The sequence below is a fragment of the Pseudomonas sp. Ors-4-3C genome, assembly GCF_055755035.1.
On sequence record NZ_CM146900.1, the window covers coordinates 1,165,560 to 1,187,688 of the forward strand.

General features: G+C 60.5%; 22 protein-coding genes. 18 read left to right on the top strand and 4 right to left on the bottom strand.

Annotated features, from left to right (window positions below; translation table 11 throughout):
- Positions 1-83 precede the first annotated feature (83 nt).
- Both ACVHNU_RS05440 and ACVHNU_RS05445 read right to left on the bottom strand, forming a co-directional pair.
- The gene (locus ACVHNU_RS05440) at positions 84-875 is read right to left on the bottom strand and encodes a hypothetical protein (RefSeq protein WP_003223198.1); all 792 of its coding nucleotides are present in this window, start codon (positions 873-875) and stop codon (positions 84-86) included.
- Positions 876-974: 99 nt separating this feature from the next.
- Positions 975-1,928 (bottom strand): alpha/beta hydrolase, encoded by a 954-nt coding sequence (locus ACVHNU_RS05445; protein ID WP_201138312.1) that lies wholly within the window; start codon positions 1,926-1,928, stop codon positions 975-977.
- Between the two features lie 130 nt (positions 1,929-2,058).
- Here ACVHNU_RS05445 and aroC point away from each other — a divergent pair, with 130 nt between their 5' ends.
- The 5 genes from aroC (at position 2,059) to mtnC (ending at position 6,279) form a co-directional block, all read left to right on the top strand.
- The gene (gene aroC, locus ACVHNU_RS05450) at positions 2,059-3,150 is read left to right on the top strand and encodes a chorismate synthase (protein WP_003223202.1); all 1,092 of its coding nucleotides are present in this window, start codon (positions 2,059-2,061) and stop codon (positions 3,148-3,150) included.
- A gap of 34 nt (positions 3,151-3,184) precedes the next feature.
- Positions 3,185-4,330, top strand: a complete 1,146-nt coding sequence (locus ACVHNU_RS05455) for an MFS transporter (RefSeq protein ID WP_003223203.1) — start codon at positions 3,185-3,187, stop codon at positions 4,328-4,330.
- Positions 4,327-4,953, top strand: coding sequence for a methylthioribulose 1-phosphate dehydratase (locus ACVHNU_RS05460; protein WP_103486002.1), 627 nt, complete (start codon positions 4,327-4,329; stop codon positions 4,951-4,953). Before ACVHNU_RS05455 ends, ACVHNU_RS05460 begins: the two co-directional genes overlap by 4 nt.
- A gap of 92 nt (positions 4,954-5,045) precedes the next feature.
- Positions 5,046-5,591, top strand: coding sequence for a 1,2-dihydroxy-3-keto-5-methylthiopentene dioxygenase (locus ACVHNU_RS05465; RefSeq protein ID WP_027613329.1), 546 nt, complete (start codon positions 5,046-5,048; stop codon positions 5,589-5,591).
- A gap of 4 nt (positions 5,592-5,595) precedes the next feature.
- A complete protein-coding gene (mtnC, locus tag ACVHNU_RS05470) occupies positions 5,596-6,279 on the top strand; it encodes an acireductone synthase (protein ID WP_473019165.1) in 684 nt (227 codons plus the stop codon).
- A gap of 188 nt (positions 6,280-6,467) precedes the next feature.
- On the opposite strand, the gene ACVHNU_RS05475 is transcribed toward mtnC, so the two are convergent.
- Entirely contained in the window at positions 6,468-6,746 is a 279-nt protein-coding gene (locus ACVHNU_RS05475; protein ID WP_027613327.1) for a DUF3509 domain-containing protein, read from the bottom strand.
- Between the two features lie 377 nt (positions 6,747-7,123).
- Between ACVHNU_RS05475 and ACVHNU_RS05480 the strand changes: the two genes are divergently transcribed.
- The 10 genes from ACVHNU_RS05480 (at position 7,124) to ACVHNU_RS05525 (ending at position 16,397) form a co-directional block, all read left to right on the top strand.
- Complete coding sequence (locus tag ACVHNU_RS05480) at positions 7,124-8,962, top strand: long-chain-acyl-CoA synthetase (RefSeq protein ID WP_473019166.1); 1,839 nt, start codon at positions 7,124-7,126, stop codon at positions 8,960-8,962.
- Positions 8,963-9,059: 97 nt separating this feature from the next.
- A complete protein-coding gene (locus ACVHNU_RS05485) occupies positions 9,060-9,578 on the top strand; it encodes an ankyrin repeat domain-containing protein (RefSeq protein ID WP_003223216.1) in 519 nt (172 codons plus the stop codon).
- Positions 9,579-9,774: 196 nt separating this feature from the next.
- Entirely contained in the window at positions 9,775-10,305 is a 531-nt protein-coding gene (locus tag ACVHNU_RS05490; protein ID WP_473019167.1) for a hypothetical protein, read from the top strand.
- A gap of 71 nt (positions 10,306-10,376) precedes the next feature.
- Positions 10,377-10,568 carry a PLDc N-terminal domain-containing protein gene (locus ACVHNU_RS05495; RefSeq protein WP_003223221.1) on the top strand — a complete coding sequence of 64 codons (192 nt, stop codon included), beginning with the start codon at positions 10,377-10,379 and terminating at the stop codon, positions 10,566-10,568.
- Positions 10,569-10,823: 255 nt separating this feature from the next.
- Positions 10,824-11,699 carry a polyamine aminopropyltransferase gene (gene speE, locus ACVHNU_RS05500; protein ID WP_473019168.1) on the top strand — a complete coding sequence of 292 codons (876 nt, stop codon included), beginning with the start codon at positions 10,824-10,826 and terminating at the stop codon, positions 11,697-11,699.
- 256 nt (positions 11,700-11,955) lie between these two features.
- Entirely contained in the window at positions 11,956-12,189 is a 234-nt protein-coding gene (locus ACVHNU_RS05505; RefSeq protein WP_003223224.1) for a hypothetical protein, read from the top strand.
- 212 nt (positions 12,190-12,401) lie between these two features.
- Positions 12,402-12,749 carry a ribonuclease E inhibitor RraB gene (locus tag ACVHNU_RS05510; RefSeq protein WP_003223226.1) on the top strand — a complete coding sequence of 116 codons (348 nt, stop codon included), beginning with the start codon at positions 12,402-12,404 and terminating at the stop codon, positions 12,747-12,749.
- Positions 12,750-13,224: 475 nt separating this feature from the next.
- Positions 13,225-14,634, top strand: a complete 1,410-nt coding sequence (locus ACVHNU_RS05515) for a circularly permuted type 2 ATP-grasp protein (protein ID WP_003223227.1) — start codon at positions 13,225-13,227, stop codon at positions 14,632-14,634.
- A 12-nt stretch (positions 14,635-14,646) separates the two neighbouring features.
- Positions 14,647-15,597 (top strand): alpha-E domain-containing protein, encoded by a 951-nt coding sequence (locus ACVHNU_RS05520; protein WP_007960702.1) that lies wholly within the window; start codon positions 14,647-14,649, stop codon positions 15,595-15,597.
- Positions 15,594-16,397, top strand: coding sequence for a transglutaminase family protein (locus ACVHNU_RS05525; protein ID WP_045122354.1), 804 nt, complete (start codon positions 15,594-15,596; stop codon positions 16,395-16,397). Before ACVHNU_RS05520 ends, ACVHNU_RS05525 begins: the two co-directional genes overlap by 4 nt.
- Positions 16,398-16,517: 120 nt before the next feature.
- Here ACVHNU_RS05525 and ACVHNU_RS05530 read toward each other — a convergent pair whose 3' ends face one another.
- Entirely contained in the window at positions 16,518-17,339 is an 822-nt protein-coding gene (locus ACVHNU_RS05530) for a c-type cytochrome (protein WP_473020053.1), read from the bottom strand.
- Positions 17,340-17,923: 584 nt separating this feature from the next.
- Between ACVHNU_RS05530 and ACVHNU_RS05535 the strand changes: the two genes are divergently transcribed.
- The 3 genes from ACVHNU_RS05535 (at position 17,924) to ACVHNU_RS05545 (ending at position 22,122) form a co-directional block, all read left to right on the top strand.
- Entirely contained in the window at positions 17,924-19,129 is a 1,206-nt protein-coding gene (locus tag ACVHNU_RS05535; RefSeq protein WP_473019169.1) for an acetyl-CoA C-acetyltransferase, read from the top strand.
- Positions 19,130-19,153: 24 nt separating this feature from the next.
- Entirely contained in the window at positions 19,154-21,298 is a 2,145-nt protein-coding gene (locus ACVHNU_RS05540) for a 3-hydroxyacyl-CoA dehydrogenase NAD-binding domain-containing protein (RefSeq protein WP_473019170.1), read from the top strand.
- Between the two features lie 95 nt (positions 21,299-21,393).
- Positions 21,394-22,122, top strand: coding sequence for an amidotransferase (locus ACVHNU_RS05545; protein WP_003223236.1), 729 nt, complete (start codon positions 21,394-21,396; stop codon positions 22,120-22,122).
- The last annotated feature ends 7 nt before the right edge of the window (positions 22,123-22,129 follow it).

Here is a 22,129-nt window from a genome sequence, read left to right on the forward strand (position 1 = left end):
CCAGACATACCGCATGCGCATGTTTTACGACTGCTTCGCAGCCGAGCGGGAGCAAGCTCCCTCGCCACAGGTCATCGCTGATTTCAGCGGTGCGTAGCAATCCAGATCAGCAACCCCGCCTGAAACACCGCAAACGCCACCAGACAGGTAATGGTGAAGCGCAACCCGGCGTCTTCACGCTTGAACTTGCTGACTTTGTCTTCCTGCTTCTTCAGCTTCACTTCCTGCTCGGCCAGGTTCTGCTCGGCCTGTTGCAGCATCTGCGCCGCTTCAAGAATCTCGACGATCTGCAGCTTTTCGCTGTTCCAGTCGCCCAGCAAGTCACCGACTTGCACCTCTTTGACGCTGCCCTTCAGATGCTGGGCATCGGCGTACACCACATCAAAACCATGCACGCGCAAGAAGTGATCGCGACGCAGGCGGGTGTCTTCGTTCAGCGCGTCCTTGTTGTTCAAGTCCATGCCGTCGACGGTGTAGGCGGGCCAGCGTTTTTTCGCCCAGTTGATGCCTTGCGCGGCCATGAAACGACCGATGCCACGGTTCAGCGGTTCGATCTGCAAGCCGCTGTCCGGGCCGAAATGCACACGTTTGCTGGTGTGATTGACCCACACGTCGAGCTGGTTCTGCTCCTTGCGCACGCGCTGGCCGGGCAGTTTGATCGCCATGCGCATCAGGCTGTGTTCTTTGCTGTTGCGCTCGGCATAGCCGAATTCGACAAAGCGCAGTGGCCGGCCACCGGTGTTGCGGTCGGTCTGCAGCGGGGCCAGGCGGAGCATCTTGTGGTGCTCGACGCTGACGTCCGCCCATGGCAGCTCGACCGCTGGCGGTGCGTCTTTTTCAGCGGTGGTGTCGGGTGAAGTCGGGGTATCAGTCATAACGGCGAGATCCTGTCCAAGCCCTGCTTGTCGCCAGCCGGTACGCTGGCGACAAAGGCTTATCGGCCGTTTTTTCCAGGACTGGAGGGCAAAAAGCCCTTAACGGGTGCGAAGTCCGTCAATAAATTCGATGAGTTTGCCGCCCAGCTCCGCTGCCAGTGGCAAATTCGGGTCCTTGTACGAGGCCAATTGCCGCTTCACGTCGGCGGGAACGATGCGCATGACATGGTTCATCCCTTCGATCACCACCAGTTGGGCCTCGGGTCTGGCGGCTTTCAGTGCCTGCGCATCACCCACGCCGACCTGCATATCGTGGGTGCCCTGAATGATCAGCGCCGGCATTTTCAGTTGCGCGAAGGCCTTGGCCGGATCCTGGCGAAACAGGGAAATCAGGTAAGGCTGCACACTCGGACGGAAAATCGCTTGAAGCGGCGCCGGCACGTTGTCGTCGGTGTGGCCGGCCTTGAGGCTGTCGAGAATTTCATTGCTGCGCAGCATCAACGGCGGTGGCAGGCTGCGCGCCAGTTGCTCGCGGATCACCTGATCCACCGGGCGGGCGCTGCCGGACAGCGAAATCAGCGCGGCGGCGTCGGCACGGGGGGCGGCGAGGGTGGCAATCAGTGCGCCTTCGCTGTGCCCGAGCAGAATCAATGGGCCGAAACGCGGATCGCTTTTCAGCTTCTGGCTCCAGGCCACCGCATCGTTGACGTAGGCTTCCACCGACAGATTGCGCTCGTCGGGCGTGGCCGCCAGGCTTGCGGCCACCCCGCGCTTGTCGTAGCGCACGCTGGCGATATTGTGTTTGGCCAGCACCCAGGCCAGCCGCTTGAGGCTGTCATTGCGCCCGCCATCGGGATTGTTGCCGTCACGATCCGTCGGACCGGAACCCGCAAGGATCAGGACAACCGGCACCGGGTTGTCGGATTTTGGCAGCAGCAGCGAGCCGAAAAGTTCTCCGCTGCCGGTCTCCAGAGAGATCGGTCTTTGCAGGACAGTCGCGTGGGCAAAACCGGTAAACAGGGTAAGACTCAAGATCAGAACTCGCAGCATCATCACGCCATCATTCGCCAAGGTGCGGGTTGGACTCACCAACACCACTAAGGTTCGAGGATGAACTAGTCGGTTAGCCTGCGTATACTGGCGCGCATCACGAATTCGGGTTTGATTTCACGGAGCGTCCTGCATGTCCGGCAATACCTACGGCAAGTTGTTCACTGTCACCACCGCTGGCGAAAGCCATGGTCCGGCGTTGGTCGCCATTGTCGACGGCTGCCCGCCGGGCCTGGAGATCTCCCTTGAAGACCTGCAGCGCGACCTCGATCGCCGCAAGCCGGGCACCAGCCGCCACACCACCCAGCGCCAGGAAGCCGACGAAGTCGAAATCCTTTCCGGCGTGTTCGAGGGGCGCACCACCGGTTGCTCGATTGGTCTGCTGATCCGCAACACCGACCAGAAGTCCAAGGACTACTCCGCGATCAAGGATCTGTTCCGCCCGGCACACGCCGACTACACCTACCACCACAAATACGGTGAGCGCGATTACCGCGGCGGCGGTCGCAGCTCGGCGCGGGAAACCGCGATGCGCGTGGCGGCCGGGGCGATCGCGAAGAAATTCCTCGCCACCCAAGGCATCGTCATCCGTGGCTACATGAGCCAGCTCGGCCCGATCGAAATCCCGTTCAAGACCTGGGATTCGGTGGAAGAGAACGCCTTCTTCAGCCCGGATCCGGACAAGGTTCCGGAGCTGGAAGCCTACATGGACCAGTTGCGCCGCGATCAGGACTCGGTCGGGGCGAAGATCACGGTGGTCGCCGAAGGCGTGATGCCGGGTCTCGGCGAGCCGATCTTCGACCGCCTCGATGCCGAACTGGCCCATGCGCTGATGAGCATCAACGCAGTGAAAGGCGTGGAAATCGGCGCCGGTTTCGCCTGCGTCGCCCAGCGCGGTACCGAGCATCGCGATGAACTGACCCCGGAAGGTTTCCTCAGCAACAACGCTGGCGGCATCCTCGGCGGCATTTCGTCCGGTCAGCCGATCGTCGCGCATCTGGCGTTGAAACCGACGTCGAGCATCACCACTCCGGGCCGTTCGATCGACATCCACGGCAATCCGGTCGACGTGATCACCAAGGGCCGTCACGACCCGTGTGTCGGCATCCGCGCCACGCCGATCGCCGAAGCGATGATGGCCATCGTGCTGATGGACCACTTGCTGCGTCACCGTGGACAGAACGCCGACGTGCGCGTCAGCACTCCGGTGCTGGGCCAGCTTTGATGGCGGGTTCTGAAGCCGTCGCGGCATAACGGGCGTGGCGGCGCTCCCGTACTGGCGGCTGTCCAGTTTCTATCTGTTCTATTTCGCCTTGCTTGGTTCGACAGCGCCGTTTCTGGCGCTGTACTTCGATCACCTCGGCTTCAGCCCTGCGCGGATCGGCGAACTGGTGGCGATTCCGATGCTGATGCGCTGCGTGGCGCCGAACATCTGGGGCTGGCTCGGCGACTACACCGGCAAGCGCCTGGCCATCGTGCGCTTCGGCGCGGTGTGCACGTTGCTGACGTTCTCGCTGATTTTCGTCAGCAAGACCTACGCCTGGCTGGCGATGGTCATGGCGCTGCACGCGTTCTTCTGGCACGCGGTGCTGCCGCAGTTCGAAGTCATCACCCTCGCGCACTTGCAGGGGCAGACCTCGCGCTACAGCCAGATTCGCCTGTGGGGCTCGATCGGTTTCATCATCACCGTGGTCGCACTGGGCCGTTTGTTCGAATGGCTGAGCCTCGACATCTACCCGGCGGCGCTGGTGCTGATCATGGCCGGCATCGTCCTCAGCAGTTTGTGGGTGCCGAATGCGCAACCACCGCAAGGTAACCGGCCGAGCGGGGAAGGGTTCCTCAAGCAGCTGCGCAGCCCCGGTGTGCTGGCGTTTTACGCCTGCGTCGCGCTGATGCAGATGAGCCACGGCCCGTATTACACCTTTCTGACCTTGCACCTTGAACACCTCGGTTACAGCCGTGGCGTGATCGGCATGCTCTGGGCCGTGGGCGTGGTCGCCGAAGTGCTGATGTTCATGGCGATGAGCCGGATTCTCGCGCGGTTTTCATTGCGCCGCGTGCTGATGGCGAGTTTTCTGCTGGCGGCGTTGCGCTGGTTACTGCTAGGTTCGTTCGCCGAATTCCTCTGGGTGCTGTTGTTCGCCCAGGTGTTGCACGCGGCGACCTTCGGCAGCTTTCATGCCGCTGCCATCGCGTTCGTGCAACGTAGCTTCGGTGCGCGTCAGCAAGGTCAGGGCCAGGCGCTGTATGCGGCGCTGGCCGGCACCGGTGGCGCGTTGGGTGCGTTGTATTCCGGTTACAGCTGGAATGCCCTCGGCGCGACATTGACCTTTAGTATTGCCAGTCTCGCGGCGCTCGCTGCTGCCGTTATCATTGCCACACGTATGCAAGAGGACAGGCCATGAGCCTTACGCGTGAACAGCTCGCCCAGCAGATCGTCGACGCCGGGCGTTTTCTTTATGGTCGCGGCTGGTCGCCGGCCACCAGCAGCAATTACTCGACGCGTCTGTCGCCGAGCGAAGCGCTGCTGACCGTGTCCGGCAAGCACAAGGGCCAGTTGGGACTGGACGACGTGCTCGCCACGGATTTGTCCGGCAACAGCCTGGAACCGGGCAAAAAGCCTTCCGCCGAAACCCTGCTGCACACCCAGCTGTATCGCTGGCGCGCGGAGATCGGCGCGGTGCTGCACACCCATTCGGTGAATGCCACGGTGCTGTCGCGCCTGACGCCGGAAGACTTCATCGAGTTCGAAGACTACGAGCTGCAAAAAGCCTTCAGCGGCATCTCCACCCACGAATCCCGGGTACGCGTACCGATTTTCGACAACGATCAGGACATTGCGCGCCTCGCCGCCAAGGTGCAGCCTTGGCTCGACGCCCATCCCGATTGCGTCGGTTACCTGATTCGCGGCCACGGCCTCTACACCTGGGGCGCGCAGATGAGTGATGCCCTGCGGCAGATCGAGGCTTTTGAATTCCTGTTTGAATGCGAGTTGAAAACCCGCAGCGTCATGAACCGCCAAGGCTGACTTCACCAGAAGCCGCCCATTCGCCTGATGAAATGCACTGCCCGACCGGTCTGCAAGAGCCGGACGGCAAGGCCGATACCGAGGAATTGCCCATGAGCAGCCTGTCCGTCTATCACGTTTCCAGCCCCGAGATTCCGAACAAGGTGCTGACCCATTTCGAAGACATCGCCTCGACGCTCGCCGAGCAGGGCGTACGCTTCGACCGCTGGCAAGCCGCAGCGAAGATCCAGCCCGGCGCGAGTCAGGAAGAAGTGATCAGCGCCTATCAGGAGCAAATCGACAAACTGATGACCGAGCGCGGTTACATCACCGTCGACGTGATCAGCCTCAACAGCGACCACCCGCAAAAAGCCGAATTGCGCGCCAAGTTCCTTGAAGAACACCGCCATGGCGAAGACGAGGTGCGCTTTTTCGTCGCCGGCCGTGGGCTGTTCACCCTGCACATCGACGATTACGTCTACGCGGTGCTATGCGAGAAGAACGACCTGATCTCGGTGCCGGCCGGTACCAAACACTGGTTCGACATGGGCGAGCACCCGCACTTCGTGGCGATTCGCCTGTTCAACAACCCGGAAGGCTGGGTCGCCAACTTCACCGGCGAAGACATCGCCGGACGCTTCCCGCGTCTGGAGGACTGAGCCGATGTCGATCAAAGTCATCCTCACCGATATCGAAGGCACCACCAGCGCGGTGAGTTTCGTCTTCGACGTGCTGTTCCCCTACGCTGCCAAACATCTGCCGGACTTCGTGCGGCAGAACGCCGAGCGCGCCGATGTCGCCGAGCAGATCGCCGCCGTGCGTCGCGACAGCAACGAGCCGCAGGCCGATGTTGAACGGGTGGTGGAAATTCTCCTGAGCTGGATCGCCGAAGACCGCAAGGCCACGCCGCTGAAAGCGCTGCAAGGCATGGTCTGGGAGCAGGGCTATCAGGCCGGGCAGTTGAAAGGCCACGTCTATCCGGACGCCGTTGAAGCGCTCAAGCAATGGCATCAGGCCGGTTATCAACTGTTTGTGTATTCGTCGGGCTCGATCCAGGCGCAGAAGCTGATCTTCGGTTGTTCCGAGGCGGGGGATCTGACGCCGCTGTTCAGCGGGTATTTCGATACCACGTCGGGGCCTAAACGCGAAGAACAGTCCTATCGCAACATTCAACAGGCGATTGGCGTCGAGCCGGGGGAGATTCTGTTTCTGTCGGACATCGTGCAGGAACTCGACGCCGCGCAAGCGGCAGGTCTGCAAACCTGTGGCTTGGCCCGCGAGGGTGGAGAACTGGAAGGGCATATCACTGTCGACAGCTTTACCGCGATCGAGCCGGAAGCCTTCTAAACACACAGTCCCCCCTGTAGGAGCTGCCGAAGGCTGCGATCTTTTGACTTTGATTTAAGGGATCAAGATCAAAAGATCGCAGCGTTCCGCAGCTCCTACATAAAAAGCGCGCACAAAAAAACAGGCCGGGCAGTGAAAACTGCCCGGCCTGTTTTTATCCAAAAAAGCTGTTTAAAGCTTCGAATCAATTACAGCGAGTGATACGTCGGCAGAGCAAAGCGCTGCTGGCTTTGCAGCATCGCAATCTGCGGCAGTTCGCTGGCTTCTTCCGCCAGGTCACGACGGATCGCGCTGATCGCCCACGACAGTTGGTCGGCGTTGTGCATTTGCTGATACGTCAGGGCGCGCTTGAACACTTTGCCTTCACTGCTGCGCAAGGTCAGCAAAATCCCGCCATCGGGACGTGGCGCAGTGGTGACGTTGAAGTTGGAGAACAGCGAGGTAAATTTTTCTTGGATCAGGCTCATGTCTTTCAGCTCCGTATGCACTTGAATGGCAAGCATGCAAAGGAGATTGCAGTGATTGTGCCAGCACGCTGAAAAAATAAAATCCTTATAAATCAATAGGTTAAAAATCGTGAAATCTGCAATGGTCGTGCAATCTGCATGAATGGCCATCGTGCATCCTGCATTTTGCGGGATCGTCACGGATTAAACGGAACCAAACGGCAAAGGCGCAATCACCGCCGCCAGATGTGACAGGGCGGATACAAAACATTGCAAAAACCGCGTGTACAGGCCGAGAAGCGCTGACGTATTTTCGGACTCGACCTTGCCCACAACGCAGGTCATGCCCACAGCCCGAACAATAAAAAACGGCCAACCAGGCCGACCGGGGAGCTGCCATGAGTCACGCGCCGAGCGACACGATTACCTGGGGCATGATGCTCCGCAAACTGCCGACGATCGCCAAAGCCATCCCAAGGGTGGTCAAAGGCATGAAAGTCGCCAACGTCACGGATCCGACCCAAACGTGTGGCCTCGGCTGGACCTTCGAGCAGGCAACGCTGCGTAACCCCGAAGGCCTGGCGATCTTGCAGGACAGCGTCTTGCTGACCTATGCGCAGGTCAACCAGTGGGCCAACAGGATTGCCCACTATCTGAGCGCGCAGGGGATCGGCAAGGGTGATGTGGTGGCGGTGTTCATCGAGAACCGTCCGGAACTGCTGGTGACCATTCTGGCGCTGGCCAAGGTCGGTGCGGTCAGTGCACTGCTCAATACTTCGCAGACCCGCGATACGCTGATCCACAGCATAAATCTGGTCGCGCCAGTGGCGGTTGTCCTTGGTGAGGAGCTGCAGCCGGCGTTTGCCGCGATCCGCGAGCAAGTGTCGATCCCGGCGCAACGCACCTGGTTTATCGCCGACCGTGACACTTACAGCCATCCCGGTATTGCCCCCGAGGGCTACATCAACCTGATCAGCGCCAGCGCCGAAGCGCCCGCTGACAACCCGGCCAGCAGCGGCGAAGTGTTCTTCAACGACCCGTGCTTTTACATCTACACCTCCGGCACTACCGGCCTGCCCAAGGCCGGCGTGTTCAAGCACGGTCGCTGGATGCGCAGCTCGGCCAGCTTCGGCATGATTGCCCTGAACATGACGCCCGACGATGTCGTCTATTGCACGTTGCCGCTGTACCACGCCACCGGGCTCTGTGTGTGCTGGGGCTCGGCGATCAACGGTGCTTCGGGGTTCGCGATCCGCCGCAAGTTCAGCGCCAGCCAGTTCTGGCCTGACGTGCGTCGCTATAACGCGACCACCCTCGGGTATGTCGGCGAATTGTGCCGCTATCTGGTCGATCAACCGGCCAGCGCCGAGGACAGCCGTCACCGGGTGCGCAAGATGATCGGCAACGGTTTGCGCCCCGGCGCCTGGGCCGAGTTCAAGACCCGGTTTGCCGTCGAGCACATCTGTGAGCTGTACGCGGCGAGCGACGGCAATATCGGCTTCAGCAATATCCTCAACTTCGACAACACCATCGGTTTCTCGCTGATGGCCTGGGAGCTGGTGGCGTACGACCACGACGGCGGGCAGCCGCTGCGCAGCGCCGACGGTTTCATGCGCAAGGTCGGCAAAGGCGAGCAGGGCTTGCTGCTCGCGCGGATCGACGAAAAAGCTCCGCTGGATGGCTACACCGATCCGCAGAAAACCGCCAAGGTGGTGCTGCACGACGTGTTCAGCAAGGGCGACCGCTACTTCAATACCGGCGACCTGCTGCGCAATATCGGTTTTGGCCATGCGCAATTCGTCGATCGGCTCGGCGATACCTATCGCTGGAAGGGTGAAAACGTTTCGACCACCGAGGTGGAAAACCTGCTACTGCAACACCCGCACATTTCCGAAGCGGTGGCCTACGGCGTGGAAGTGCGCAACACCAACGGTCGCGCCGGGATGGCCGCAATCACGCCCGCCGAATCCCTCGCGACCCTGGATTTCGCCGAATTGCTGGCGTTCGCCCGTCAGCGCATGCCGGCCTATGCGGTGCCGCTGTTTCTGCGGGTGAAGGTGAAAATGGAAACCACCGGGACTTTCAAATACCAAAAGACCCGACTGAAAAACGAAGGCTTCGACCCCGGCCAGACGGGCGATGATCCGATCTACGCCTGGCTGCCCGGCACTCAGACTTACGTGCAGGTGACAGATCAGGTGTTGACCGATATTCATCAGGGCAAGTACCGCTATTGAGATTGGCTATGGCACGCCTTGAGAAAAAGGGGGTGACAGCTATCGTCGCGCTCGGGAAACTGTCAGCTTTGCGAATAACCGAAAGTGGAGTTACCCCATGTCTGACCAAAGCCGCCAGATGACCCCTGAAGAAGCTGCCGAATTCACCGAGCAGGTTTTCAACAAGGCACGCGACGGTGATGCGCTGATGCTCGATCGGCTGATCAGCGCCGGTTTGCCGGTGAACCTGAAAAACAGCAAGGGCGACACGCTGTTGATGCTCGCCAGCTACTACGGCCACGTCGACGCGGTGCAGGTGCTGCTCAAACACAAGGCCGACCCGGAGCTGCGTAACGGCAACGGCCAGAGCCCGATTGCCGGCGCGGCGTTCAAGGGCGATCTGGCCGTGGTCAAGGCGCTGGTGGAAGCGGGCGCCGAGATCGAAGGTTCGTCCTTCGATGGCCGCACCGCGTTGATGATGGCGGCGATGTTCAACCGCGTTGAAATCGTTGATTACCTGATCAGCAAGGGAGCGGATCCGAAGGCCAAGGATGCCAACGGCATCACCGCGCTGGATGCGGCCCGCACCATGGGCGCGGTCGATACCACGGCGCAGCTGGAAAAACTGCTGGCCTGAGGACTGTCGAGACTCTGTGGCGAGGGAGCTTGCTCCCGCTCCAGTGCGCAGCGCTGGCAAAAATGCTGAGCCCACTGTTTTTCGGGCTGCTTCGCACCCCAGCGGGAGCAAGCGCCCTCGCCACAGGTGTCGGATGCGCCACGGAATGCGCTATCCTCCGCGCCCTCGAATTCAACCTTCCACAGGATCCGCTCTCATGAAAGCCGCACTCGTCGAACTCATCAGCAAAATCAGCTCCGGCTGCATGGGCGAGGACGAGATCCTGAATGTGGCTGACGAAGCCGCGCAGGCCTACGCCGATGCCGAAGCCTTTCTGGCGACCAACCCGGACATCAACTACGACGACACCTTCCCGATCCCGCTGGGCGAGTGGGTCGTGGTCGGCAGTCTGCCGGAAACCGTGTTGTTCCAGGCCGACACCTACGTTGACCTGTTCGCGCAGATCGTTGCCTCGTTCGGCCCGGGCGTGGATTTCAACCTCAAGCCCAAACAACTGGCAAAGACCGAAGCGCTGACCGCGCTTAACCGCATTCAGGTGCAGATGAGCAGCCTGAACAAGGAAAACGGCGGTTACACGTTGATGAACTTCAGCCAGTTGCTCGATGACGAGCTGCAAGTGGTACTGGTCTATGGCAACGACGTGCCGCGAGTGCTCGAACTGTGCGCTGAAGTCGGTATCGTTGCCGCGCCGTCGCTGGAAGCGTTGAAGGTCGCCGTTCACGTTTGAACGCAATAAAAGGGAACCCTGCGCGCGACCGTCTATCCTAAAAGTGCATGCCACTATTCTGGAGCGACACCATGGGTTCCACGTTCAACGGTCTGATTGGCCTGATCATCCTTGCCCTCGACATCTGGGCCATCATCAACGTGCTGAAAAGCGGGGCCGAGACCGGGATGAAAATCCTCTGGGTCCTGCTGATCATCCTCCTGCCGGTGCTGGGCCTGATCATCTGGGCAATTGCCGGGCCGCGGGGCAATGTGCGGATCTGACGCTTTCCCGAAAACACGCTGATCCCCTGTGGGAGCGGGCTTGCTCGCGAAGGCGATTGTTCAGTCGAAACACAGGTTGAATGACACTCCGCTTTCGCGAGCAAGCCCGCTCCCACATTGGTCTTGCGTTAGCTTCAGAGTGTGCCCTGTCGGAGGAAGGTTCGACCTGTCATCTTCGGCAACGTAGAATGCGCGCCTTTCCCGGGCAATCGTCCCCCACGATTGACGCCCGCGCATTCATCGGAGCACTTGACCATGACCGTCACCAAGACCAGCGAGTACCTGGAAACCCTCTACGAAGGCTACGGCCAGCGTTTTCGCATGGAAAAACTGCTGCACGAAGTGCGCACCGAACACCAGCACCTGGTGATCTTCCAGAACCCGCGCATGGGCCGGGTAATGGCGCTGGACGGCGTGATCCAGACCACCGAAGCCGATGAATTCATCTACCACGAAATGCTCACCCACGTGCCGATCCTCGCCCATGGCACCGCCAAGCGCGTGCTGATCATCGGCGGTGGCGACGGTGGCATGCTGCGCGAAGTGACCAAACACGCGAGCGTCGAGCACATCACCATGGTCGAGATCGACGGCACCGTGGTCGACATGTGCAAGGAATTCCTGCCGAACCACTCCAAGGGCGCCTACGACGACCCACGGCTGAACCTGGTGATCGACGACGGCATGCGTTTCGTCGCAACCACCACGGAAAAATTCGACGTGATCATTTCCGATTCCACCGACCCGATCGGCCCGGGCGAAGTGCTGTTCTCGGAAAACTTCTACCAGGCCTGCCACCGCTGCCTGAACGAAGGCGGGATCCTCGTGACTCAGAACGGCACGCCGTTCATGCAGATCGATGAAGTCAAAACCACTGCCGGCCGCCTGCGCAGCCTGTTCCCGGACTGGCACTTCTATCAGGCGGCCGTGCCGACCTACATCGGCGGTTCGATGACTTTCGCCTGGGGCTCGACCAATCCGGCCTACCGCAAGCTGAGCCGTGAAACCCTGCAACAGCGCTTCATCGGCAGCGGCATCGTCACCCGCTACTACAACCCGGAAATCCACATCGGCGCGTTCGCGTTGCCGCAGTACGTGCTGAAGGCGATCAACAAGCCAAGCAACGACTGACCAGGCCGATGGATTCCTTGTGGCGAGGGAGCTTGCTCCCGCTTGAGTGCGCAGCACTCACAAAGTCTGCGATCGCAAAATATTTTGGGGCCGCTTCGCAGCCCAGCGGGAGCAGGCTCCCTCGCCACACAATTTTTCCAGCCATGAAAATGATGTTTTTTTCATGTTCGTCTGCTGCAATCCTTTTGAACGATCAATCTCGCCAAAAGTCGAGATAGAAGTAAGCCCATTTGCGGGTTTGATCGAGGAGGCACCGATGCAAAAGTGGAAAGTCACTTTCGTGGACGATCATGGTGAAATTGTCGATGAGGTGTTCGAGCGCGCGGAATGCCCCAGCGACGACGAGGCTGCACGCCTGATCAAGGAACGGCTCCTGCCGGTGGCCGCCGAACTGGATATGAATGATCTGGAAGGGCGAACCCCGGATGCAGGTGCGAAAAATCTGAAAGCCCAGAACAGCATCGAAATCCGCAGCATCACTCCAATCTGAAATTCTTCCTGTCACTTGAAGTACCAGGCCTTGGCAGCGCCTCTGTCTTGGGGCTACTCTGCAAGCGAGATCAGCGAAACAATCGCTAAGGTCTGGTCTTGTCAGCTACATGCTTGTTTCCCGCCGGCAACCCTGTTGCCGATGCACTTCGGCCTGTAAGGCCCGGGGCGGGAATACGGAAAGTCTATCCATCTATGCGAGGGGGACGTTTCATGAGCACAGCCTATCAAGAAGACATCAGCAGCAACGTACTGCGCCGCATGAAAGAAGGCGGTTTCGACTTTTCCCGGTTCCATCCCATCGAGTTCTACGCCATTTTCCCGGACGAGGAGCGGGCGCGCAGGGCGGCAGGTAAATTCCGTGGTGAATCCATCAATGCCCAGGTCAGTGCGCGCGACGATGGCGCCTGGTCGCTGGAACTGAGCAAAGTGATGTACGCAACGTATGACGACATTGGCGATTTCGAGCAGGGATTTTCTGCCGTGGTCGAGCCGCTGGGCGGCATCATCGAGGGCTGGGGCGTGAAGCAGGAGGTGCGCAATCGCTATCGTCTTAACTGATTCAGCGCAACTATTGTCGAGCAACGGCTGACCTTCGGGTCGGCCGTTGTCGTTTCCAGCCCTGAGAATGCTCTGGCAAAACCCTGAAACAAGAATCCCGTGCAAAAAAAAGCCACCGGAGAGGGTGGCTAAAAGGGAAGACCGATAAGGAGAGGAAACCGGTCAGGGTTACGGCCTGCGGGGACTGCGCTGCCAGTCCGGATCAGTTGGGCTGAAGCCTTCAACAAGGAAGTTTTCAGCGGATGCGGCGATTATCCGTAGGCCGACCCAGGCAGTGAAATCAACTCTGACTATGCTGGTGATAGGCGACAGCACTGCGTCGCAATGAGGCGGGGGCAATCAGCTTGGGGCATTTGTCGCACAGGAATGGTGCGGTGCTTGCGGCGTGATTATCCAAGCGATTGAAATCAAAGCGTTTATGCCGATGGCACGGGCCTTGCGAAGGCCTGTAGGTCCGGGTGACAAGGAGTACGGCATGATCCGCACCTATTTTGATGAAATGTACGATGTCGGCGGCCAGGTCCGCCCGCATTACCGCGAGTTCGCCCGCTGGCTGGCCGACACGCCTGACGAGTTGCTGGCACAACGGCGACGTGAGGCCGATCTGCTGTTCCACCGGGCCGGAATCACCTTCACGCTCTATGGGGACGAGCAGGGCACCGAGCGCCTGATTCCTTTCGACACCATTCCGCGCAGCATTCCCGCCAGCGAGTGGCGGATCGTCGAGCGTGGCTGCATCCAGCGGGTCAAAGCGTTGAACATGTTTCTCGCCGACCTCTATCACGAGCAGCGCATCATCAAGGCCGGGATCATCCCCGCCGAACAGGTGCTGGCCAACGAGCAGTATCAGTTGGCGATGCAGGGCCTGGATCTGCACCGCGACATCTATTCGCACATCTCCGGCGTCGATCTGGTGCGCGATGGCGACGGCACTTATTACGTGCTCGAAGACAACCTGCGCACCCCGAGCGGCGTCAGCTACATGCTCGAAGACCGCAAGATGATGATGCGCCTGTTCCCCGAGCTGTTCGCCGCCCAGCGCATTGCGCCCATCGACCACTACCCGAACCTGTTGCTCGACACGCTGAAGAGTTCCAGCCCGATCGATGACCCGAGTGTGGTGGTGCTGACGCCGGGGCGCTTCAACAGTGCGTTCTTCGAACATGCCTTTCTGGCACGGGAAATGGGCGTTGAACTGGTGGAGGGCGCCGATCTGTTCGTGCGCGACGACAAGGTCTTCATGCGCACCACCGACGGGCCGAAAGCGGTGGACGTGATTTATCGCCGTCTCGATGACGCGTTCCTCGATCCATTGGCGTTCAATCCCGATTCGATGCTCGGTGTACCGGGACTGTTGTCGTCCTATCGCTCGGGCAACGTGGTGCTGGCCAATGCCATCGGTACCGGGGTTGCGGATGACAAATCGGTGTACCCGTTTGTCACCGAGATGATCCGTTTCTACCTCGATGAAGAACCGATTCTGAAGAACGTGCCGACCTGGCAGTGCCGCAACCCCTCTGAACTTTCCCACGTACTGGCCAATCTTCCGGATCTGGTCGTCAAGGAGACTCAGGGCTCCGGCGGTTACGGGATGCTGGTGGGGCCGGCGTCGACGACGGCGGAAATCGATGCGTTCCGCGAGCGGATCAAAGCCAAGCCTCACGCGTATATCGCGCAACCAACGCTGTCGCTGTCGACCTGTCCGACCTTTGTCGAAAACGGCATTGCGCCGCGCCATATCGACCTGCGTCCATTTGTGCTGTCGGGCCGCGAAACCCGGGTTGTGCCCGGTGGTTTGACCCGTGTCGCCCTGCGCGAAGGCTCCCTGGTAGTGAACTCCTCCCAGGGTGGCGGAACCAAGGACACCTGGGTGGTCGAGGATTGAAGGAAGCTTGCCATGTTAAGTAGAACTGCCTCGGATCTGTACTGGATGTCGCGTTACCTGGAGCGGGCGGAAAATCTCGCGCGCATGCTCGATGTCAGCTATTCGCTGTCGCTGATGCCGCAGGACGGTCGCGGCGACGGTCTGCACGAACTGGCCATGCCGCTGTTGATCACCGGCACCCTCGACGATTACCTGGAGCGTCACGGCGAACTGCACGCCGAACGCCTGCTGCACTTTTTCGCCCTTGATGCGGCCAACCCGGCCAGCATCTACAGCTGCCTCGGTGCGGCACGGGCCAGTGCGCATGCGGTGCGCGGGCGGATCACCGCGGACATGTGGGAAAACATCAACGCCACCTGGCTGGAGATTCGCGGCATTGCCGAACAGGGCCTCAGCCGTTACGGCATGAGCCGCTTCTGCGAGTGGATCAAGGAGCGCTCGCACCTGTTCCGTGGTGCGTCCTACGGCACGATCATGCGCAACGATGCATTCCGCTTCATTCGTCTGGGGACGTTTATCGAGCGTGCGGATAACACGCTGCGCCTGCTCGATGCGCGCTATGAAATGGCTGGCGATCAGGCCGAGGCCGTCAGTGACGGCACCGCCCACGCCTACTATCAATGGAGTGCGCTGCTGCGGGCGTTGTCGTCGTTCGAGGCCTACACCGAGATCTACCGCGACGCACCCGGCGCCCGGCATGTCGCGGAGCTGTTGCTGTTGCGCGCCGATGTACCGCGTTCGTTGCGTGCCTGCACCGAGGAAATCGACCAGATCCTCGCCCAGTTGCCGGGCGCCAACGGCCGTCCGGCACAACGCCTCGCCGCTGAGATGGACGCGCGGCTGCGTTACACCGGCATCAACGAAATCCTCGCCGAAGGCCTGCACGCCTGGCTCACCGAATTCATCCCGCTGGTGCGCCAGCTGGGCAACGCGATTCACAGTTCATACCTGGAGGCTGCATGAGACTTTCCATTAGCCACGAGACCACCTATCACTATGAAGATCAGGTGCGGGCGAGCATCCAGTATCTGCGCCTGACCCCGCACGACAGCGAGCGTCAGCACGTGTTGAGCTGGCAGCTCGACCTGCCGCGTCCGGTGCGTGCCCAGCTCGATCCGTTCGGCAATATTCTGCATGTGCTGACCATGGACGAGCCGCACGAAGCGATCATCATCGGCGCCCGGGGGCAGGTCGATATCGACGAATTGCGCGAAGCCGAGCATGAGAGCCAGTCGGCGCTGCCGTTCTTGCGCTTCACCCGTTTGACCGAGGCGGACGAGGCGCTACGGGCGTTCGCGGCAAGATCCTGCAAGCAGCGGCGTGATCGCACGGCGCTGATCGACCTGATGCACGGCTTGAATCAGCACATGACCTACACGCCGGGTTCGACCGAAGTCGACACCAGCGCCGCCGAAGCCTTCGCCGGGCGCGCCGGGGTTTGCCAGGATCACACCCATGCATTTCTGGCGTGCGCGCGCAGCCTGGGGATTCCGTCGCGGTATGTGTCGGGTTATCTGTACAGCGAGGACGCCGAGCACCTGGCCAGTCACGCCTGGGCCGAAGCGTGGCTGGATGACGCCTGGTACAGCTTTGATGTGACCAACCAATTGGCCCGACCGGAGCGGCACTTGAAACTGGCGGTGGGCCTGGATTATCTGGACGCCTGCCCGGTACGCGGCATGCGCCGGGGCGGCGGGAGTGAGCAGATGCATGCGAAGGTGTTCGTGTCGCCGACGCCGGTTATCTCCGTGCAACAACAGTAATTTGCTTCACACAAAACCCTGTAGGAGCGAGCCTGCTCGCGAAAGCGGTTTATCAGTCAGCAATGTGGTGTCTGAAACTCCGCTTTCGCGAGCAGGCTCGCTCCCACATGGGGAGTTGCATCAGGGCTTAATCTTGCGCCCAGCCATGTGTTGCAAATAGCCGATCAACAACTGCAAATCCCTCTCCGGCAACACCTCTGCCGAAAATCCCGGCATCTTCGCCTGAGGCCACTGGCGCAAGCTCTGTGGATCGCGAATGTAGCGCTTGAGGAAATCGGCGCCGAAATACTCTGTGGGGTTATACGGAATGTTCAGGTCCGGCCCAAATTGCGCATCCCCCGCGCCGTTCAGGCGATGACAAGCCAGGCAGTTTTTCTGAAACAGGGCAAAACCCTGATTCACCGGGTCATCCGCTTTCAGCTTGGGATCCGGCAGCAGCGCGGGGAAGCGCTCGGCCACCGGCGCCATGCGCTTGATGCTCGCTACTTCGAACGGCCATTGCTCCGGGCTGATGTTGCCGGCCTGCGGGTCGGTCCACACCAGATAGAACGGCCCGGCGCTGTGCTTGCCTTCCGACAGCGGCGGCCACGGCTGCGCCGGGTCCTCAATCGCCAGCCACGCCCGCGCCCCTTTGCTATTGAGCAGCGGTGCAGCACTCAATTCTGCGGCAAAACCGTCCAGCGCCACGGCTTGCAAGTGATCGTCGGGCTTGATGCCTGTGAGCAGCGCTGCCACAGGCACGGCGCGATAAGTCATGTCCTTTTTGTAGGACACATCGTTCTTGATGGTGAGGGTTTGCACCTGCGGATGCTTGAGCAATTCCTCGGTCTGCCAGGTGCGACTATTCGCGCCCAGCTCCAGCGTGAGCTGCGCCGCAGACAAGGGCATGCTCAGCAGCAAGGCCCAGAACGCAATGAGCGTTTTCAAATGTTCGCCGTCCATGTCGTGGAAGTGCACAAAGGTTGGCACAGCCAGGCTGGCCCGGGTAGCGGGCCAGTCACATTTTCATTGGCGATAACGGGCGCCTGCCGCTTGAATCAGCCAATCACCTTGGTCAGATTGGGCAAAATCAACAACAGCGTCGTGGCGAAAAGAATGAGTCCTGCTTGACGAACTTTCGGTTGTTTGAACATGGCTTGACCGCCTTTTTTGTTATTTCCTGATGTTTGCCTGCATATCCATGACGGCAAACGCTGCACTTCCTGTTGAAGGACGTCGGCCCCGGCAAAACCCGACGACCCTGACGTACATGTACTACCTTAGAGGCCGCGTCACGCTTGGCTTAGATCCATTTCATATGTATTAGCTGCCGTTTGCGATAAAAAACGCATGAGGCGTATTGCCAGCTTCTTCGCCGCCCGCTTGCTAGACAACTCGCTGACCTGAACCGGTTCACCTGCGGGTGGATGACCGTCCGTCTGAGCGTGCGCGTCAACGTCATTGAGCGCTGTGGTCATTGAATCCATGAGCGCTCGGGCCAACAGTGACACTACGAATTTCACTCACCGCACAGGTTCGAGGACGTCATGACCCAAGCTTTGATTTTCGATGCGTTACGCACGCCCCGCGGCAAAGGCAAGGCCGACGGCGCGTTGTACAGTGTCAAACCGGTGAATCTGGTCGCCGGGTTGTTGACCGCGCTGCAAAGCCGCACGGCGCTGGACACCAGTCAGGTCGATGACGTCGTGCTCGGCTGCGTCACGCCCATCGGTGATCAAGGCTCCGACATCGCCAAGACAGCGGTGCAGGTGGCCGACTGGGACGTCAGCGTGGCCGGCGTGCAGATCAACCGTTTTTGCGCCTCGGGTCTGGAAGCGGTCAACCTCGGCGCGATGAAAGTGCGCTCGGGCTTCGAGGATCTGGTGGTGGTCGGTGGCGTCGAGTCGATGTCGCGGGTGCCGATGGGCAGCGACGGCGGCGCCTGGGCACTGGACCCGCAGACCAACCTGCACAGCCACTTCACTCCGCAGGGCGTCGGCGCCGACCTGATCGCCACCCTTGAAGGTTTCAGCCGCCACGACGTCGATGCCTACGCGTTGCACTCGCAACACAAAGCTGCGCGGGCGCGGGCTGACGGTTCGTTCAACAAGTCGCTGGTGCCGGTGCAGGATCAGAACGGCATCATCCTGCTCGACCACGACGAATTCATTCGCGCCGAATCGACGATGGAAGGCCTGGGCAAACTCAAGCCGAGTTTCGAAATGATCGGCCAGATGGGCTTTGATGCCACAGCGCTGCGGGTTTACAGCCACGTCGAGCGGATCAACCACGTGCACACGCCGGGCAACAGCTCCGGGATCGTCGACGGTGCGGCACTGATGTTGATCGGCTCCGAAGCCAAGGGCCGCGCGCTGGGCCTGCAACCGCGGGCGCGCATCGTCGCCACGGCCGTCACCAGCACCGACCCGACGATCATGCTCACCGGTCCGGCGCCGGCTACGCGCAAGGCCCTGGCCAAGGCGGGTCTGCGCGTGGAGGACATCGACCTGTTCGAGGTCAACGAGGCGTTTGCCTCGGTGGTGTTGAAGTTCATCAAGGACATGGCGGTGGACCCGGACAAGGTCAACGTCAACGGCGGCTCGATCGCCATGGGCCATCCGCTGGGCGCCACCGGTTGCGCGATCCTCGGCACCCTGCTCGATGAACTGGAAGCCCGGCGTCTGCGCTACGGCCTGGCGACGCTGTGTGTCGGCGGCGGCATGGGCATTGCCACCATCATCGAACGCCTCTGAGCCCCGAATTCAAGGAACCTTGTTATGAGCGAAGCCATTCGTTACGAAAAAGGCCAGGACGGCATTGTCGTCCTCACCATCGACATGCCGGGCCAGAGCGCCAACACCATGAACGCCGTGTACCGCGAGGCCATGGGCGCTTGCGTTGCGCGGCTGGTGGCGGAAAAAGACAGCATCGCCGGGGTGATCATCACCTCGGCGAAGAAAACCTTCTTTGCCGGCGGCGACCTCAATGAGCTGATCAAGGTCGGCAAACCCGAAGCCAAAGCCTTCTATGACATGGTGCTGAGCCTCAAAGCGCAATTGCGCACTTTGGAAACCCTCGGCAAACCGGTGGTTGCGGCGATCAACGGCGCGGCGCTTGGCGGTGGCTGGGAAATCTGTCTGGCCTGCCATCACCGGGTGGCGCTGGACGATGCGGCGGTGCAACTCGGTCTGCCTGAAGTGACGCTGGGCCTGCTGCCGGGCGGTGGCGGGGTGGTGCGCATGGTTCGCATGCTCGGCATCGAAAAGGCACTGCCGTACCTGCTCGAAGGCAAGAAGGTGCGCCCGCAACAAGCGTTGCAGGCCGGTTTGATTGATGAGCTGGCGGCGGATCGTGACGAGTTGCTGGCCAAGGCTCGCGCGTGGATTGTCGCCAACCCGAGCGCGGTGCAGCGTTGGGACGTGAAGGGCTATCAGATCCCCGGCGGCACACCGTCGAATCCGAAAGTCGCACAGATGCTGGCAATTGCGCCGTCGATCCTGCGCAGTAAAACCCAGGGCACGTTGCCGGCTCCGGAGAAAATCCTCTGCGCGGCGGTGGAGGGCGCGCAGGTCGATTTTGACACCGCACACCTGATCGAAACCCGTTACTTCACCGAACTGACCACCGGGCAGATCTCGAAAAACCTGATCGGCACCTTCTGGTTCCAGCTCAATGAGATCAACGCCGGTGGCTCGCGTCCTCAAGGATTCGCGCCTTACGTCACGCGCAAGGTCGGCGTGCTCGGTGCGGGCATGATGGGTGCCGGGATCGCTTTCGTCAGCGCCTCGGCTGGTATCGATGTGGTGCTCAAGGACATCAATCTGGCGGCGGCCGATAAGGGCAAGGCTCATTCGGCGGCGCTGCTCGACAAGAAAGTCGCCCGAGGGCAGATGACGGCTGAAAAACGCGAGGCGGTGCTGGCGCGGATTCAGACCAGCGAAAGCGATGCCGATCTGGCGGGTTGCGACCTGATCATCGAGGCGGTGTTCGAGGATCGTGAACTCAAGGCGACGGTCTCGTCGGAAGCGCAAAAAATAGTGGGTTCTGATGCAGTGATTGCCTCCAACACTTCAACCTTGCCGATCACTGGACTGGCGACCGCAGTACCCGATCAGAGCAAATTCATCGGCCTGCATTTCTTCAGTCCGGTGGACAAAATGCCGCTGGTGGAAATCATCAAAGGCGCGCAGACCAGCGCTGAAACCCTGGCTCGGGGTTTCGACTTCGTTCTGCAGATCAAGAAAACCCCGATCGTGGTCAACGACAGTCGTGGCTTCTTTACCTCGCGGGTGTTCGGCACCTTCACCAATGAGGGCATCGCCATGCTCGGCGAGGGCGTGAGCGCGCCGATGATCGAGACCGAAGCGCGCAAGGCCGGGATGCCGGTCGGGCCTCTGGCGATCTCCGACGAAGTTTCCCTCAGCCTGATGAGCCATATCCGTCAACAAACGGCCAAAGACCTGCAAGCGGAAGGGAAACCGCTGATAGAACACCCGGCCTTCGCCGTGATTGACTTGCTGCTCAACGAATACAAGCGTCCGGGCAAAGCTGCCGGCGGTGGATTCTACGATTACCCGGCGGGTGGTCAGAAGCATCTGTGGCCGGAGTTGAAGACGCGCTTCGAGAAGGCCGACGGGCAGATTTCACCCAAGGATGTGCGTGACCGGCTGTTGTTCGTGCAGGCCCTTGAAACCGTGCGCTGTGTAGAGGAGGGCGTGCTGACCTCGACGGCGGATGCCAACGTCGGCTCGATCTTCGGCATCGGTTTTGCGCCGTGGACTGGCGGTGCGTTGCAGTTCATCAACCAGTACGGGATGCAGGACTTCGTCGCACGCGCGCAGTACCTGGCTGAGCAGTACGGCGAGCGCTTTGCACCACCGGCGCTGCTGCTGGAAAAAGCCGCGAAAGGCGAGCTGTTTTAAGTGATCGGGTGAACGCTGCGGGGCTTGCCTTGTCGGGGTGTTTCAAGGCAGGCTCTGGGGTGTTCATTATTCCCATCACGTGTCAGGTATTTTTTATGTCGCTACGCATCTGCATTCTCGAAACCGACATCCTGCGTCCGGAACTGGTCGATCAATATCAGGGTTACGGGCAGATGTTTCAGCGCCTGTTCTCGCAGCAACCGATTGCCGCCGAGTTCACCGTGTACAACGTGATGCAGGGCGAATACCCCAGCGACGATCAGACCTTCGATGCGTACCTGGTTACCGGCAGCAAGGCCGATTCGTTCGGCACCGACCCGTGGATCCAGACCCTCAAGCAATACCTGCTGACCCGCTACGAGCGTGGCGACAAACTGCTCGGCGTGTGCTTCGGCCATCAATTACTGGCGCTGCTGCTGGGTGGCAAGAGCGAGCGTGCCACTCAGGGCTGGGGCGTCGGCACCCACAACTACAAACTGGCGGCGAAGGCGCCGTGGATGAGCCCGGTGCGTGAAGAGCTGACGCTGCTGATCAGTCACCAGGATCAAGTGACGGCGCTGCCGGAAAACGCCACGGTGATCGCCTCCAGCGATTTCTGTCCGTTTGCTGCGTACCACATCAACGATCAGGTGCTGTGCTTCCAGGGCCACCCGGAATTCATTCACGACTATTCGCGGGCGCTGCTGGACCTGCGTCAGGACGCGCTGGGTTCGCAGATCTACTCGAAAGGTGTGGCCAGCCTGGAGCAGGAGCACCATGGCACGACGGTAGCGGAGTGGATGATGCGGTTTGTGGCGCACAAGCCAGAGGCCGAAGCGCTTTAAGACCTGA

Excerpts from the sequence above, each read along its gene's own strand:
- ACVHNU_RS05475 (WP_027613327.1), bottom strand. The coding sequence starts at position 6,746 with ATGAGCCTGATCCAAGAAAAATTTACCTCGCTGTTCTCCAACTTCAAC.
- ACVHNU_RS05440 (WP_003223198.1), bottom strand. The coding sequence starts at position 875 with ATGACTGATACCCCGACTTCACCCGACACCACCGCTGAAAAAGACGCA.
- ACVHNU_RS05540 (WP_473019170.1), top strand. The coding sequence starts at position 19,154 with ATGAGCGAAGCCATTCGTTACGAAAAAGGCCAGGACGGCATTGTCGTC.
- ACVHNU_RS05465 (WP_027613329.1), top strand. The coding sequence starts at position 5,046 with ATGAGCAGCCTGTCCGTCTATCACGTTTCCAGCCCCGAGATTCCGAAC.
- aroC (WP_003223202.1), top strand. The coding sequence starts at position 2,059 with ATGTCCGGCAATACCTACGGCAAGTTGTTCACTGTCACCACCGCTGGC.
- ACVHNU_RS05510 (WP_003223226.1), top strand. The coding sequence starts at position 12,402 with ATGAGCACAGCCTATCAAGAAGACATCAGCAGCAACGTACTGCGCCGC.
- ACVHNU_RS05515 (WP_003223227.1), top strand. The coding sequence starts at position 13,225 with ATGATCCGCACCTATTTTGATGAAATGTACGATGTCGGCGGCCAGGTC.
- ACVHNU_RS05505 (WP_003223224.1), top strand. The coding sequence starts at position 11,956 with ATGCAAAAGTGGAAAGTCACTTTCGTGGACGATCATGGTGAAATTGTC.
- ACVHNU_RS05480 (WP_473019166.1), top strand. The coding sequence starts at position 7,124 with ATGAGTCACGCGCCGAGCGACACGATTACCTGGGGCATGATGCTCCGC.
- speE (WP_473019168.1), top strand. The coding sequence starts at position 10,824 with ATGACCGTCACCAAGACCAGCGAGTACCTGGAAACCCTCTACGAAGGC.
- ACVHNU_RS05495 (WP_003223221.1), top strand. The coding sequence starts at position 10,377 with ATGGGTTCCACGTTCAACGGTCTGATTGGCCTGATCATCCTTGCCCTC.
- ACVHNU_RS05520 (WP_007960702.1), top strand. The coding sequence starts at position 14,647 with ATGTTAAGTAGAACTGCCTCGGATCTGTACTGGATGTCGCGTTACCTG.
- ACVHNU_RS05490 (WP_473019167.1), top strand. The coding sequence starts at position 9,775 with ATGAAAGCCGCACTCGTCGAACTCATCAGCAAAATCAGCTCCGGCTGC.
- ACVHNU_RS05485 (WP_003223216.1), top strand. The coding sequence starts at position 9,060 with ATGTCTGACCAAAGCCGCCAGATGACCCCTGAAGAAGCTGCCGAATTC.
- ACVHNU_RS05535 (WP_473019169.1), top strand. The coding sequence starts at position 17,924 with ATGACCCAAGCTTTGATTTTCGATGCGTTACGCACGCCCCGCGGCAAA.
- mtnC (WP_473019165.1), top strand. The coding sequence starts at position 5,596 with ATGTCGATCAAAGTCATCCTCACCGATATCGAAGGCACCACCAGCGCG.
- ACVHNU_RS05530 (WP_473020053.1), bottom strand. The coding sequence starts at position 17,339 with ATGGACGGCGAACATTTGAAAACGCTCATTGCGTTCTGGGCCTTGCTG.
- ACVHNU_RS05460 (WP_103486002.1), top strand. The coding sequence starts at position 4,327 with ATGAGCCTTACGCGTGAACAGCTCGCCCAGCAGATCGTCGACGCCGGG.
- ACVHNU_RS05445 (WP_201138312.1), bottom strand. The coding sequence starts at position 1,928 with ATGATGCTGCGAGTTCTGATCTTGAGTCTTACCCTGTTTACCGGTTTT.
- ACVHNU_RS05525 (WP_045122354.1), top strand. The coding sequence starts at position 15,594 with ATGAGACTTTCCATTAGCCACGAGACCACCTATCACTATGAAGATCAG.
- ACVHNU_RS05545 (WP_003223236.1), top strand. The coding sequence starts at position 21,394 with ATGTCGCTACGCATCTGCATTCTCGAAACCGACATCCTGCGTCCGGAA.